The organism is Luteimonas sp. 3794 (assembly GCF_031456825.1).
In the GTDB taxonomy this organism is placed as follows: Bacteria; Pseudomonadota; Gammaproteobacteria; order Xanthomonadales; family Xanthomonadaceae; genus Luteimonas.
Genome location: NZ_JAVDVJ010000012.1, coordinates 50,825 through 64,488, shown reverse-complemented (window position 1 = coordinate 64,488; position 13,664 = coordinate 50,825). Strand labels below are relative to the sequence as shown.

The window sequence follows — 13,664 nt, the reverse complement described above, 5'->3', positions numbered from 1 at the left end:
TCAGGCCACCACTTCGTAACAAGGCCTGTAATCCCCCGCGATCTTCATCCGCCGCTGCTGGACGAACGCGCGCAGCAGGGCGTCGAGCGACTGCATGATGTCGCGGTCGCCGTTGATGCGGAACGGCCCGAACTCTTCGACGCGGCGCAAGCCATCTTCCTTGACGTTGCCGGCAACGATACCGGAGAACGCGCGGCGCAGGTCGGCGGCAAGTTCGTGCGGGCGGCGACCGTGGTGCAGGTCGAGTGCGGCCATGGCTTCGTGCGTCGGCACGAACGGCAGTTGGAGATCGAGCGGGATCGACAGCGACCAGTTGAAATAGAACGAATCCTTGTGCCCGACCCGGTACTCCTTGACCTTGCGGATGCCCGCGGCCATACGGCGCGCCACTTGCTCGGGATCGGCGACGATGATCTCGTAGCGCGACGCGGCCTCGTCGCCAAGCGTCAGACGGATGAACTGGTCGATCTGCTCGAAGTACGGCGCGGATGCAGTCGGGCCGGTCAGGATGAAGGGGAACGGGATGTCGCGGTTCTCCTCCTGCAGCAGCAGGCCCAGCAGATAGAGGATTTCCTCCGCCGTGCCCACGCCGCCCGGGAACACGATGATGCCGTGGCCGAGGCGCACGAACGATTCGAGACGCTTCTCGATGTCCGGCATGATCACCAGCTGGTTGACGATCGGGTTCGGCGATTCGGCCGCGATGATGCCCGGCTCGGTGATGCCGATGTAGCGCGCCGGGTACTGGCGCTGCTTGGCGTGGGCGACGTTGGCACCCTTCATCGGCCCCTTCATCGCGCCCGGTCCGCAGCCGGTGCAGATGTCCATGCCGCGCAGGCCCAATTCGTAACCGACCAGCTTGGTGTAGTCGTACTCGACACGGTTGATCGAGTGACCGCCCCAGCAGACCACCATGTTCGGGTCGCCCGGCTGCAGCAGGCGCGCATTGCGCAGCAGGCCGAACACCGCATTGGTGATGCCGGCCGAGGATTCGAGGTCCGTCGCGTATTCGGGACCCAACTCGATCGCGGTGTACGCGAGATCGCGCACGACTGCGAACAGCAGTTCGGCGACGCCGCGGATGATCTGGCCGTCGACGAAGGCCATCGCCGGCGCGTTGACCAGCTCGATACGGATGCCGCGGTCCTGCTGCAGCACCTGGATGTCGAAATCCGGATACAGCTCCTGCGCCGCGCGCGGATCGTCGGACGCGCTACCACTGGTCAGCACTGCGAGCGCGCAGCGACGCAGCAGGTCGTGCATGCCGCCGAGCGACGCGTCCTTCAGACGGGCGACTTCGTCGCGAGACAGCACATCCAGGCCACCACGCGGATAGACGTAGGCATTCACTGTGGGCAGCGCCGTCGCCGTCCCGATCTCGTTGCTCATTCTTTTTCGCTTTTCGTATGGGTGCGGCACTGTAGCGCAGGACCCCGCACATAAGAAAACGGCCGGGTTTCCCCGGCCGTTTTCGACTTCATGACAGCTGATCGCGATCAGAAGTCGTAACGCAGACCCACTTGGACCGACCACTGCGAAATGCCGTTGGTGTTGCTGTCGGCGTCGGTCGGCACGGCCAGGTTGCCCGGCTGGCCGAACGACGTGCCGCTGCGGTAGCCGTACACATACTTGCCGGTGGCGCGGTCGATACCGACCAGCGTGGCGGCCGCCTGGTTGGCGTTGAAGCCCCAGTCGAGGATGTGGCCCCAGTCGTTGTTGATCAGGTTGCCGACGTTCTGCACGTCGATCCAGACCTTCGACTTGTGACCCTTCATGAAGCCCGGCAGTTCCTGGCTGATGCGCACGTCGAAGGTGTTGACCCAGCCGGCACGGAAGCCGTTCTCCGGCGCGTACGTGCCCTTGTACTTGGACAGGTCTTCCTGCGTGGCAAGCCAGTCGAAGAACGCACGCTCCATCGCCGGGTTGGCGGTGAACACGCCCGCGTTGTTGACCGTACCGAACAGCACGTCACCCGGGCCCGACGGCACGTAGAACAGGTCGTTGAAGGTACGACCGTCGCCGTTGGCGTCGCCGGAGAAGATGTAGCTGTACGGACGGCCGCTGCGGCCTTCGTAGAACAGGCCGATCTGGGTCTTGTAGCCGCCGAAGAACGCGTGTTCCCAGTTGATCGCACCGGAGAACCGGTCGCGGATCTCGTAACGCGCGCGGTGCAGCGCTTCTTCGTTGGTGGTGAAGTTGTACTGGCTGCCGAAGCCCGAACCGGCGGTCGAGCTGGTCAGCGCGCCCACTTCCTTGGTGTCGGTGTAGGTGTAGCCCAGGCTCCAGGACCAGTCGCTGTCCGGCATCCACGGCTTGGCCAGCGACAGGGTCATCTGGCGGCTGCGGCCCTTGTCGGTGTTGCGCAGCAGGAAGACGTCACCGAAGTAGGCGTTGCGACCGAAGCGGGCATTGGCCGTGCTGCTGAAGTTGTAGACGCTCGGGTTCCAGAACAGCTGACGGCCGTCGTAGCCCTCGAAACCCGGACCGATGTTGAGACTGTTGTAGAACAGGCCGTTGCGGGTCTCGGTGACCAGCAGCTCCGCCGACGCGACGACGCCCCACCACGGCGTTTCCTTGTCGAACGCCACGTTCGCCTTCCACACCGACGGGAGCTCGAAGTCCTTGTCGATGACGTTGACGTTGCGCACCGCGGCGCCCGGCGCATTGGGCACGTTCTGGTTGAAGCCGTCCGGGCTGTAGGGCACGCCCTGCCAGTCGGTGATGTCGCGGTAGGAGGTGTAGTTCAGACCGGTGCTCTGGTAGGCGTTGCTCACCCAGACGGTCGGCGCATCACCCTGGAACATGCCCACGCCACCGCGCAGCTGCGTCTGCAGGTCGGTGTCGAAGGTGTAGTTGAAGCCGAAGCGCGGCTGGATAACGAACTTGTTCGAGAACGTGTAGGAGTTGTCCAGACCGAAGCCGCCGGTGTGGCCGGCGCCGCACTGGGCGACGTTGGGCGCATTCGCGGCCGCCGCGAAGCACGCGTTGAACTCCGGGTCGTTGCCGGTGCTCGGGCGATCACCGCGCACGCCGAGCGTCAGCGTCAGGTTCGGCGTCGCGTACCAGGTGTCCTGGACAAAGAAGCCCAGGTTCTTGTTGCTGAAGATCGCCGGGATGGCGTTCGGGTTGGCGACGTTCGTATTGAGGTCGTAGTCGAAGTACTGGCGACGCTCGAGATTGCCAAAGTCGTTGACGCCGTTCACGCGCGGCACGTAGAAGCTGTAATTGCCCCACGCGTCCTGCAGGAACTGGTTGTAAATGTCGTTGTCCGAATACTCGAAGCCGAACTTGATGTCGTGGTCGCCGACGGTCCAGGTGGCCGAACCGAAGTAGTTCCAGGTCTCGGTCGTCAGCACGTTGCCCATCGAGCTGCGCTCGGTGCCGAAGCGGATGTAGTCGCCCGAGGTGAGCTGGTTGCCGGCGATGCCATCATCGAAGTAGACGGTAACCAGCGGCGCGTTGGTCGGGGTCTGCCGGATCGACGAATAGTCGCGGTACGACACCTTGAACTCGGTCGAGAAATTATCGGACCAGTCACTGAAGACCTGACCGACATAGCTTTCGACCGTCTTGGCGTGGTTGAACCACGACGAACTCAGCACAAGCGCTGACGCGCTGTTGCCATCGGCGCGCAGGCGGTTCTGCTCCAGCTTGCTGTAACGCACGTTGGCGCGGTGGTTGTCGTTGATGTTCCAGTCGATCTTGACCGCGTATTCCTCGAGGTCCGTATTGCCCGTCGCACCCTCATACCAGCCCGGATCGAAACCGAGATTGCTGCGAGCGAGATCGACGACGCGGCGCACATCAGCTTCATTGAAGTCGGCACCGGCGTTGAACAGCGGTGTGCTGCTCAGGTCCGGACCCGGCTTGGAGCGCTCGAATTTCTCATAGTTGGCGAAGAAGAACAGGCGGTCCTTGATGATCGGGCCACCCACCGTGAAGCCGTAGGTCTCTTCCTTGTCGTACTCGGAGAACGGGGCGCGGGTCAGCGGGTGCGAACCGAACCAGTCGCCGTCACGCATGTAGCCGTAGACCGATCCGTGGACTTCGTTGGTACCCGATTTGGTGACCGCGTTGATGTTCGCACCGGCGGCACCGGCGATGGTCACGTCGTAGCTGGACAGGTCGATGTCGAGCGCTTCGATGGCCTCCATCGAGACCGGCTGGCGCTGGGTCGGCATGTTGTTGCCTTCCAGACCGAAGGTGTCGCTGGCCGACACACCGTCAATGGTGATCTTGTTGAATCGCGGATTCTGGCCGCCGGCGCTGATGCTGCCCGAGGCGCGATCGGTGAAGGCCACGCGCGGATCGAGGCGCATGTAGTCTTGGATGTTGCCGCCCATCGACGGCAACGATTCGATCGTTCGCTGATTGACTGCGGTGCCCGAACCCATCTTGGTCGTGCTGAAGACCTCGGAGCCGCCGCCGATCGCCGTCGCGGTAACCGTGGCCAAGGTCGTCATGTCGCCGGTCAGCGCCGCATTGACCGTGCTGATCTGATTCAGGGTCAGATAGACATTGTCCTCCGTGCGCGTGCCCTCGCCCGGCTTGGTCACCGTGATCGTGTACGGACCACCCACGCGCAGACCGCGTGCGTTATAGCGTCCGCTCGCATCCGTCGTGGCGCGGCTGACGGTGCCGGACTCGGTGTGCACGATGGTCACTTCCGCGCCGGTCACCGGGGCGCCGCCTGCGCCTGTCACCTGGCCGCCGACGCCGGCGGAGGTGCTCTGCGCGAATGCGGGAGCGGCTGCAAGGGCAACGATCAGGCCGAGCGACAGCTTGGAGAGTCGGGCGCGATGCGAGTGGTTCATGGGTTTTATAGCCTCGATACGTAGAGTGCGGCGCGCGCCGGATGGCGGGCGACGATCAGGTCTTGGAACAAGAGTGGGGGCCCCACCACGGCGTGTGGGCGAAGCGCCGTGGTTAACAACAGGTTAACACGGTAACCAAGGCGCATGACAGTGCCATGACAGTTCCCGCGTCATGCAACTCACTGACCACATTGATATTTATGACCAGCGCGAGCAATCGGACGTAAGTCCTTGTCGCGCCGTGGTCACGCCGCACTCACATCGGCGCGAGGCCTGCTCTGAGGTAGCTGACAAGACCGTCGAGCAGCATCTGCACCGAGATCGCGACGAGCAACATGCCCATCAGGCGCTCGATGGCGGTCAGGGCACGCGCACCGAGCAGCTTGTAGAGATAGGTGGCCGAGAACAGGATCGCGGCCGTCGCGCCCCAGGCGATCAGCAGCGCCAGGCTCCACTCGCCGAGCCGGTCGGGCTCGTTGCTGCCCATCAGCATCACCGCGGCCATGCCGGATGGGCCAGCGACCAGCGGGATCGCCATCGGCACGATGAAGGGCTCGCCGTCCGGAATCTCGCCCATCAGGCCTTCCGGCGGCGGGAAGATCATGCGGATGCCGATCAGGAACAGCACGATGCCGCCGGCGATCGCCACCGACTCCTGGCGCAGGTGCATGACTTCGAGCGCGTACTTGCCGGCCCATAGGAACAGCATCAGCACGACCAGCGCGATCAGCAGTTCACGGGCCAGCACGATGCGCTGCCGCTGCGGGGTGAGCCGCCGCAGCATGCTCAGAAACACCGGGATGTTGCCCAGCGGATCCAGGATCAGGAACAGCAGCAGTGCGGCCGAGGCGATGGTCATGCGGGCAGCACCTCGCCAGGCGACCAGAGCTGGCCGCGATGCGGCGCGCCGGCGGGCGACAACAAGGCAACGCAATGGGCCGCGACCTCGAGCGGCGACCGAGCGACGTGGTCTTCGGCCTCGACGTGTGCCTTGGCCCGGAGCGGCGTCCGCATCGGCGGCGGCAGCAGCCCACTGACGCGGACCGGCGCATCGCCGAGTTCGGCCTGCAGCATGCCGACCAGAGCCGACAAGCCGGCCTGGGCCAACCCGTAGCCGCCCCAATAGGCACCGGTCGTGCGGGCGGGATCGTCGATCGCGAACACGACCGAACCGTCGCCCGAGCGACGCAACAAGGGCAGGCAGGCCTGGGTCAGCCACCAGCGCGCAGTGAGATTGACGTGCAGCGCGCGGGCGAAGGTGGCCGGGTCGGTCAGCTCGAGCGGGGTGAGTCCCTCGAAGGCGGCCGCCACATGCAGGATGCCGTCGAGCCGGCCCAATTCCGCCTCGATGCGCGCCGCGAGTTCCGCATGGTCATCCGGCGTCGCGCCTTCGAGATCCAGCGGATACAGCGCGGGCGCCGCGCCCGCCTTCTGCAACCGATCGTGCAAGCGGTTGAGCTTCGGCACGCGGCGACCGAGCAGCACCAGCGATGCCCCGGCAGCCGCGCAGGCCAGCGAGGCCGCTTCACCCAGGCCACCCGCGGCGCCCACGACCAGTACGACGCGCCCGCCCAGACAGCCCGGCGCGACTGCGGAAGCAGCCGTTTTCACGCCTCCAGCACCTCGGCCACCATGCGCGCCAGTTCACCGGATTCGTGCAGTTCGAGGGTGATGTCGCAACCGCCGATCAGTTCGCCATGGATAAACAGCTGCGGGAACGTAGGCCAGTTCGAGAACCGCGGCAGGTTGGCGCGGATCTCCGGCATCTCGAGCACATTGATCGTCCGGTAGTCGCTGGCGCCGGCGTCGCGAAGCGCGGCGACCGTGCGGCTGGAGAATCCGCACATCGGAAACTGCGGCGTGCCCTTCATGAACAACACGATGGCATGGCCGTCGATTTCGGCCTGGATGTGTTCGAGGATCGACACGCTGACGCTCCATGTGACCACGCCGCGGCTCTGGGGCCGTCGGGGATCGGGTTTCGGAATTGGTGCATTCTATCGCGTCGCTGCCACCGACCACCGGACCATCGTCCATGCCACTCGAACTCGCCGCCCTGCCCTACGACCGCACCGCGCTGGAGCCGCATCTGTCGGGCGACACGCTCGACCAGCACCACGGTCATCTGCAGCGTGGCCACATCGAGCGGCTCAATGCCCTGCTGGCAGGCAGCGACCTGGCCGACGCGCCGCTGGAAACCATCGTCCGTACCGCGCAGGGCGCGACGTTCGATCATGCCGCGCAAGCCTGGAACAACACCTTCTACTGGCATTCACTCAAACCGGCCGCGGCCGGAGGTGGCGGCGAGCCGAAGGGCCGCCTGGCCGAGGCCATCGCGCGCCAGTTCGGCGATTTCGCCGCTTTCCGCACGCGCTTCGATGCTCTGGCGCTGTCGACATTCGGCGCAGGCTGGGTCTGGCTGCTACAGCGACCGGACGGACGTCTCGCCCTGGCGGCTACGGCGAACGCGGCCACACCGATCACCGGTCAGGACATCCCGTTGCTGGCGATCTCACTATGGGAACACGCCTGGTATCTCGACTACCGAGACAACCGGCAGAAGTATCTGGACGCGTTCTGGCATCTGGTGAACTGGGACGCGGTGACCGCGCGCCTGCGCTAGTCAGCCGGTCAATCCGCCAGCACGCCTGACCCCGTCCTCTACCCGTGCCGACGAATGGGGCCACCCTGCGCGAAGGTCTCGCGGGCGATGTCCTCGGCAGCCGCCGGATGGCGGATCAGCTCGCTCTGCAGGCAAGTGCACTGCACATCGCGCAGCAGTAGCGCGTGGGTGCGTCCTCGATGCCTTGGGCAGTGACTGCGAGATCGAGGGCCGGCACCGATTCGAGGATGTTGGCCACCCTCCGCCGCGTCCGCGCATCGCCCGCTACGTCGCACACGGAGGCAGCACACGAAACTGCAGTCGAGCCCGATCGCGTTGATCGGCAAGGCGCCGCACACCGGCAGCAACGAGTCGCCGGCACCGAAGTCGTGGTGTGCAATGCCGTTGCCGGCGCGCAGCCGGCCCAGCAGGTGCCACAAAGAACGAACCCGGGGATGCGTGCGTCCGGGGGAAACCGAAGGCCGGCGCATCACCGGACACCCGCCACAGGCGCAGCGGGCCGGGCGCCCGGTCGACAAAGCCCGGCCGTGGCAGGCGCCGACCGCCAGATCAAGACGCGCATCGCCTGGCGAAGCTGTCACAGGCCGCCAGCGCGTCACGCGCGTGACGGGCGCGCACTCGCCATTCCTTGAAGGGAGAACCCCCTATGATCGAAGGCCGACCCGATGCAGGAATGTCCGCCATGTCGTCCCGTCGTCGCTTCCTCAGCGCAGCCTCGCTCGCCGCCGCCGGGCTCGCGCTCGCACCGCTTGCCGCCTGCAGTCGCGATGCGCCTGCGCCCCAGGCGTCGACGCCCGCGTCCACGGCGCCCCGACCCACGACAGCAGCGGGCGGCCTGACGACACGCGCCATTCCAGCCACCGGGGAGACCGTGCCGGTGATCGGCGCGGGCACGTCCGGCAGCTACGAGATCGCGCTGGATTCCCCGGACTTCGCACGCCTGCAGGACACCATCCGGGTGTTCTTCGAGGGCGGCGCGACCCTCTTCGACACCTCGCCCAACTACACCAATGCGGACGAGGTGCTCGGCGCACTGCTCGCTGCGGGCGGGTGGCGCGACCGCTGCTTCCTGGCGACCAAGATCGCCGCCGATGACCGTCCCACGATGGAAGCGCAGTGGACTGAGAGCCAGCGTCGCCTGCAGACCGATCACGTCGAACTGCTGCAGATCCATAATCTGCGCGCGCTCGACATCGCCTGGCCGTACGCGCAGCAGCTGAAAGAAGCCGGCGCGACGAAGTACATCGGCCTCACCCACTATCTGGAAAGCGGCCACGCCGCGCTGGTCGAGGCGATGCGCAGGCTGCGCCCCGACTTCGTGCAGGTGAACTACTCGGTGAATGCACCGCAGGCCGCACGCACGGTGCTGCCTGTCGCCCAGGAACTCGGGATCGCGGTGCTGATCAACCGCGCATTCGACGACGGCAAACTTTTCGCGCGCGTCAGCGATACCGTGCTGCCGGACTGGGCCGAGGCTGTCGGCGTGACCTCTTGGTCGCAGATGTTCCTGAAGTTCGCGATCAGCCATCCGGCCGTGACCGCAGTGATTCCGGCCACCGGCCGCCCCGACCGCCAGGCCGACCAACTGCGCGCTGGCACGGGCCCATTGCTGAGCGAGGCGCAGCAGGCCGAGCTCGTCGCGCAGTTCGCCTGACGGCCGGCCACGATGACCGCCGACAAGATCGCAGACCTGTTCAACCTGCGCCGCGGCGAGGCCGCGCCGGTGCTCGTTGCCGGCCTGTTCTTCTTCTGCATCCTGACCGCGCTGATGATGCTGCGACCGGCGCGCGACGCGTTGGGCATGGAGCGCGGTCTCGACAGCGTGCGCTGGCTGTTCATCGGTACGGCGGTGGTCACGCTGCTGGTCAATCCGGTGTTCGGCTGGCTGGTCGCGCGGCTGCGGCGACTGCAGTTCATCGCGGCGACCTACGCGTTCTTCGCGCTGAGCCTGGTCGGCTTCTGGGCGTTTCTGATGTTCGCGCCCGGCGCGGTCGGCGCGCGCAGCGGCCAGGTGTTCTACGTCTGGTTCAGCGTCTTCAACCTGTTCGTAACGATGGTGTTCTGGGCCCTGCTGGCCGATCGCTTCAGCAGTGACCAGGCCAAGCGCCTGTTCGCACTGATCGCGGTCGGCGGCACGCTCGGGGCGATCTTCGGCCCCTGGCTGGCAGCGCGATTGGCCGAGCCGCTGGGCACGCCGGCGTTGCTGCTGGTCGCGGCCGCGTTTCTGGGCGCAGCGATCGTGCTCGCCTGGTGGCTGGTGCAGCTGCGCAGCGACGGACCGCGCGACGCGCGGGCACGACCCCAGGGCGACATCCGCATCGGCGGTAGCGCGCTGGCTGGCATTCGCGCGGTGTTCGCCTCGCGCTATCTGATGGGCATCGCCGGCTACGTGATGATCATGACGATCGTCGCGACCTTCCTGTATTTCACCCGGCTGCAGATGGTGGCCGCGGCCGAGACCGACCTCGATGCGCGCACCGGCCTGCTCGGCAACATCGACATGTGGACCCAGATCGCGGTGCTGGCACTGCAGGTCACGCTGACCGGGCACATCATCCGCCGGCTCGGGCTGGCATTCGCGCTGGCGTTGTTGCCGATCGCGATGGCGATCGGCTTCATCGGGCTGGCGATTTACGGTTCCTTCCTGGTGCTGATCCTGCTCGAAGCGATGAACAAGGCGATCCAGCGCGGCCTGACCCGACCCGCGCGCGAGACCCTGTTCACCGTGGTCCCCCGCGAGGACAAGTACAAAGCCAAGGCCTTCATCGACACCTTCGTCTATCGCGTCGGCGACGTGGTCGGCGCGCAGACCGAGGGTGTGCTCGGGCGTCTGGGGATGGCGCTCGGGGGACTGGTCAGCGTGGTCGTGCCGCTGGCACTGGTGTGGGCCGCGCTGGGCATCTGGCTGGGCCGGGCGCAGCAACGGCAGGCGGACCTGGAATCGTCCCCCTCGGACACGGAGCGGACCGCCACACCACGCTGACCGGCGCCCGCCCGCAGCGGGCACCGGCGATGGATAATGCGCGCCCTTGCCGGCGCCCTCTCCGATGCAGCCCACGACGAAAGCCCACTGGCAGATCCACTTCTGCGTCCTGCTGTGGGGCTTCACCGCCATCCTCGGCAAGCTGATCACCCTGCCCGCGTTGCCGCTGGTGTGGTGGCGGATGCTGCTGGTCGCCGGCACGCTGATGCTGCTGCCGCGCGTCTGGCGCGGCGTGCGCGCCTTGCCACCGCGCCTGCTATTGGCTTACGCCGGCGTCGGCGCGCTGGTCGCGCTGCACTGGCTCACCTTTTACGGCGCGGTGAAGCTCGCCAATGCATCGGTCGCGGCGACCTGCATGGCGCTGGCGACGGTGTTCATCGCGCTGATCGAGCCGCTGGTCGCGCGCAGCCGGTTTTCCTGGCGCGAACTCGCGCTCGGCGTCGCCGTGCTGCCGGGCGTGGCGCTGGTGGTCGGCGGCATTCCGGACGGCATGCGCATCGGGGTGGCGGTCGGCGCCCTGTCGGCGCTGTTCGTCGCCTGCTTCGGTTCGTTGAACAAGCGCCTGGTCGAGCGCGCCGATCCGCTGACCGTCACCGCACTCGAACTCGGCGCCGGCACGCTGACGCTGACCCTGCTCGCGCCGCTGATGCCGCTGCTGTTTCCGGCTTTCGCCGGCAGCCTGCTGACCCTGCCGAGCCCGCACGACGGCGCGTATCTGCTGCTGCTCGCCTTCGCCTGCACCTTGCTGCCGTTCGCGCTGTCGTTGGTGGCGCTGCGGTACATGAGCGCGTTCGCCGCGCAGCTGGCGGTGAATCTTGAACCCGTCTACGCGATCGCACTCGCCATCGTGCTGCTCGGCGAGCAACACGAGCTCACCCCGCGCTTCTACGCGGGCGTGGCGATCATCCTGGCCGCGGTGCTGGTCTATCCACTGCTGTCGCGGCCGCGACGCATCGCCCACCCAGAGAACCTTGCAGGCGAATCGAAGCAGATCGCGGACTGACCTCCGGCTGCGGGATGGGGCGCGGTGAGAGGCGCCAAACTCCATGGTGTAGCCGCGTGCAATAGGCCGTCGCGCCTGCGTGTATCGATGGCCGACAACGACGGGGCGAAACGCCACGCCGGCACGCTCTGGCGATGCGCACACGCCACCGACTCAGGGCAGCGCGCAGACGCGATCCCGCCCCTCGTGCTTGGCCTTGTACAGCGCCTGGTCGGCGCGCGCGAGCAGCGAGGATGCGTCCTCGGCGGGCTGCAGCGTCGCCACGCCGATGCTGATCGTCACCGGCAGCCCGGTCGGCATCGCCGCCACCGCTTCGCGCAGGTATTCCGACTCGCGCGCGGCGTCTGTCAGGCTGCGATCCGGCAATAAACGCACGAACTCCTCACCGCCGAACCGCGCCACCCGGCCACGCGCCGCCTCGCCGGTGAGCAACATGGCGCCCAGCGCCTGCAGCACGCGGTCGCCTTCGGCGTGGCCGTGGAGATCGTTGATCGACTTGAAGTGATCAATGTCGACGATCGCCACCGACAAGGGCTCACCTGCCGTATGTGCCCGCGTGATCGCCGCCTCGAGCGTGCGCGAGAACGCGCGCCGGTTGGCCAGACCGGTCAGCGGATCGGTCGAGGACTGTTCTTCGAGATCCGCATTCTGGTGTTCGAGTTCGCGCTGGTAATGCAGCAGTTGCTGCTCGTACCAGCCGCGTTCTTCCAGCTGCAGACGCAAGGCCCGGCTCACACTGTGCAGTTCCATCAGGCGCGAAGCCTGCCGCGACAGGGCCTCCAGCGCGATGCGCTGGGGTGGTTCGAGCTGGCGCGGCCGGTCGTCGAGCACGCATACCGTGCCCATCGGCTGACCATTGGACGCACGCATCGGCGCGCCGGCGTAGAAGCGGACCCGCGGACCGCCGACCACCAGCGGATTGCCGCTGAAGCGCGGATCCTCGCGGGCATCGTTGACCACCATGGTCTCGCTCGGATCGAGGATGGCGTAGGCGCAGAACGCCATCTCACGCGAAGTTCCGCTGCCGTCGATGCCTCGCGCCGCCTTGAACCACTGGCGATCGCGGTCGACCAGCGAGATCACCGCGATCGGCACGTTGCAGATGGAGGCGGCGATCGCGACGAGATCGTCGTAGGCCTCCTCACGCTGGGTGTCGAGGATCCGATAGGCATCGAGCGTGGCCTGTCGGACATCTTCGTCGGCCGGCATCGGCGGGCGGATCATGGACGCAGGTCGCCTGATCGGGTTCGGCTTGCAGCCATCGCTGTGCTCCTCAATGGTCAGCGCTTACGTTAGCGCACCCCACCTGACCGCGCCCGCCACGGGATACACCGCTGACTCAAGGGCGCGTCGCCGATGCACGCAGTCCGGAACTCACGATCGCGGATAATGCCGGTCCGTATCACGAGACAGACCGATGCCCGCGCCAATCGATTTCCCGCTGGAACGCGACCACGTCGAACTCAACCAGTTGCTCAAGCTCGCCGGTCTCTGCGACAGCGGCGGCGCCGGCAAGGCGATCGTCGCCAGTGGTGCGGTGTTCGTCGACGGCGTCGTCGAGCTGCGCAAGACCTGCAAGATCCGCGCGGACCAGACCGTCGAACTCGACGGACAGGTGATCCGTGTCGTCGCGGCAGGCTGATTCAACGACGTAGACACACGAACGGCGCCCGAAGGCGCCGTCGGCAGTCCGATGCGGCGCCCGGCTCAGCGGACGCTGTAGCCCGATACGCGCCAGGTGCGGTCGTCGTCGAGGCGGAACGACACCAGCTCGCGCACCGGCTCGGGCTGGCTGGCGAACGTGGTGGGTGAGGCGACATTGATGTAGATGCCCGCGGGCACCGCTTCACCGGCCTGGAACTGCGAGCGGCTGACCACGGGCGAATCGCGTCTGGTCGGCGCGCCGAGGCGGTTGCGGTCGATGTTGAGCTGGCGTACGAACTCGTCGCGGGTCACCGCGCTCTTCATCGTCGCCGAAGCGCCGTCCCAGACTTCACCGGCGCGGTTGCTGTCGATCATCTGCATGATCTGCAGCGCCGCTGCGCCCATCTCGGCATCCTGGCGCGCGACCTGCGCCTGCTGCTCCGGCGTAAGCGTCGGCTGGGCGGCGGCCGGAGGCTGCGGGGCGGGCGACGGCGCAGGCTGCTGCGCATTCGCGGCGGACGCAAACGCGACCAGCAGAGCGGTCGACATCGACAGGCGTAGCGCGTTCATCATCATGACGTTCCTCGCAGAACTGCT

General features: G+C 66.7%; 12 protein-coding genes. 5 read left to right on the top strand and 7 right to left on the bottom strand.

Annotation, left to right across the window (positions count from 1 at the left end; translation table 11 throughout):
- The 5 genes from ppnN to grxD all read right to left on the bottom strand — a co-directional run bounded on the left by ppnN (position 1) and on the right by grxD (position 6,742).
- A complete protein-coding gene (gene ppnN, locus J2X52_RS14380) occupies positions 1 to 1,389 on the bottom strand; it encodes a nucleotide 5'-monophosphate nucleosidase PpnN (protein WP_310154742.1) in 1,389 nt (462 codons plus the stop codon).
- Between the two features lie 107 nt (positions 1,390 to 1,496).
- Positions 1,497 to 4,814 (bottom strand): carboxypeptidase regulatory-like domain-containing protein, encoded by a 3,318-nt coding sequence (locus J2X52_RS14375; RefSeq protein WP_310154738.1) that lies wholly within the window; start codon positions 4,812 to 4,814, stop codon positions 1,497 to 1,499.
- Between the two features lie 256 nt (positions 4,815 to 5,070).
- On the bottom strand, positions 5,071 to 5,673 hold the full coding sequence (locus J2X52_RS14370; protein ID WP_232114615.1) for a YhgN family NAAT transporter: 603 nt from the start codon (positions 5,671 to 5,673) through the stop codon (positions 5,071 to 5,073).
- Positions 5,670 to 6,425: an SDR family NAD(P)-dependent oxidoreductase gene (locus tag J2X52_RS14365; RefSeq protein WP_310154734.1), complete on the bottom strand. Its 756-nt coding sequence runs from the start codon at positions 6,423 to 6,425 to the stop codon at positions 5,670 to 5,672. Before J2X52_RS14365 ends, J2X52_RS14370 begins: the two co-directional genes overlap by 4 nt.
- Entirely contained in the window at positions 6,422 to 6,742 is a 321-nt protein-coding gene (grxD, locus tag J2X52_RS14360; RefSeq protein WP_310154731.1) for a Grx4 family monothiol glutaredoxin, read from the bottom strand. The genes J2X52_RS14365 and grxD overlap by 4 nt, the downstream gene beginning before the upstream one ends.
- 107 nt (positions 6,743 to 6,849) lie before the next feature.
- On the opposite strand from grxD, the gene J2X52_RS14355 reads away from it, so the two are divergent.
- From J2X52_RS14355 to J2X52_RS14340, 4 genes are all read left to right on the top strand, one after another.
- Complete coding sequence (locus J2X52_RS14355; RefSeq protein WP_310154728.1) at positions 6,850 to 7,437, top strand: Fe-Mn family superoxide dismutase; 588 nt, start codon at positions 6,850 to 6,852, stop codon at positions 7,435 to 7,437.
- Positions 7,438 to 8,119: 682 nt separating this feature from the next.
- Entirely contained in the window at positions 8,120 to 9,091 is a 972-nt protein-coding gene (locus J2X52_RS14350; RefSeq protein ID WP_310154725.1) for an aldo/keto reductase, read from the top strand.
- A gap of 12 nt (positions 9,092 to 9,103) precedes the next feature.
- Positions 9,104 to 10,420 carry an MFS transporter gene (locus tag J2X52_RS14345; protein ID WP_310154724.1) on the top strand — a complete coding sequence of 439 codons (1,317 nt, stop codon included), beginning with the start codon at positions 9,104 to 9,106 and terminating at the stop codon, positions 10,418 to 10,420.
- Positions 10,421 to 10,484: 64 nt separating this feature from the next.
- Positions 10,485 to 11,423, top strand: coding sequence for a DMT family transporter (locus tag J2X52_RS14340; protein WP_310154721.1), 939 nt, complete (start codon positions 10,485 to 10,487; stop codon positions 11,421 to 11,423).
- A 153-nt stretch (positions 11,424 to 11,576) separates the two neighbouring features.
- Here J2X52_RS14340 and J2X52_RS14335 read toward each other — a convergent pair whose 3' ends face one another.
- Complete coding sequence (locus J2X52_RS14335) at positions 11,577 to 12,647, bottom strand: sensor domain-containing diguanylate cyclase (protein WP_310154718.1); 1,071 nt, start codon at positions 12,645 to 12,647, stop codon at positions 11,577 to 11,579.
- A gap of 193 nt (positions 12,648 to 12,840) precedes the next feature.
- Between J2X52_RS14335 and J2X52_RS14330 the strand changes: the two genes are divergently transcribed.
- Positions 12,841 to 13,065, top strand: a complete 225-nt coding sequence (locus J2X52_RS14330) for an RNA-binding S4 domain-containing protein (RefSeq protein ID WP_310154715.1) — start codon at positions 12,841 to 12,843, stop codon at positions 13,063 to 13,065.
- A 65-nt stretch (positions 13,066 to 13,130) separates the two neighbouring features.
- Here the strand turns inward: J2X52_RS14330 and J2X52_RS14325 are convergent, their stop codons facing one another.
- On the bottom strand, positions 13,131 to 13,640 hold the full coding sequence (locus J2X52_RS14325; protein WP_310154712.1) for a DUF4019 domain-containing protein: 510 nt from the start codon (positions 13,638 to 13,640) through the stop codon (positions 13,131 to 13,133).
- Positions 13,641 to 13,664: the final 24 nt, after the last annotated feature.

What these genes read in the sequence shown, in the direction of transcription:
- J2X52_RS14350 (WP_310154725.1), top strand. Translation starts at nt 8,120, where the DNA reads ATGTCGTCCCGTCGTCGCTTCCTCAGCGCAGCCTCGCTCGCCGCCGCC.
- J2X52_RS14325 (WP_310154712.1), bottom strand. Translation starts at nt 13,640, where the DNA reads ATGATGAACGCGCTACGCCTGTCGATGTCGACCGCTCTGCTGGTCGCG.
- J2X52_RS14345 (WP_310154724.1), top strand. Translation starts at nt 9,104, where the DNA reads ATGACCGCCGACAAGATCGCAGACCTGTTCAACCTGCGCCGCGGCGAG.
- J2X52_RS14340 (WP_310154721.1), top strand. Translation starts at nt 10,485, where the DNA reads ATGCAGCCCACGACGAAAGCCCACTGGCAGATCCACTTCTGCGTCCTG.
- J2X52_RS14355 (WP_310154728.1), top strand. Translation starts at nt 6,850, where the DNA reads ATGCCACTCGAACTCGCCGCCCTGCCCTACGACCGCACCGCGCTGGAG.
- J2X52_RS14335 (WP_310154718.1), bottom strand. Translation starts at nt 12,647, where the DNA reads ATGATCCGCCCGCCGATGCCGGCCGACGAAGATGTCCGACAGGCCACG.
- J2X52_RS14370 (WP_232114615.1), bottom strand. Translation starts at nt 5,673, where the DNA reads ATGACCATCGCCTCGGCCGCACTGCTGCTGTTCCTGATCCTGGATCCG.
- J2X52_RS14330 (WP_310154715.1), top strand. Translation starts at nt 12,841, where the DNA reads ATGCCCGCGCCAATCGATTTCCCGCTGGAACGCGACCACGTCGAACTC.
- ppnN (WP_310154742.1), bottom strand. Translation starts at nt 1,389, where the DNA reads ATGAGCAACGAGATCGGGACGGCGACGGCGCTGCCCACAGTGAATGCC.
- J2X52_RS14375 (WP_310154738.1), bottom strand. Translation starts at nt 4,814, where the DNA reads ATGAACCACTCGCATCGCGCCCGACTCTCCAAGCTGTCGCTCGGCCTG.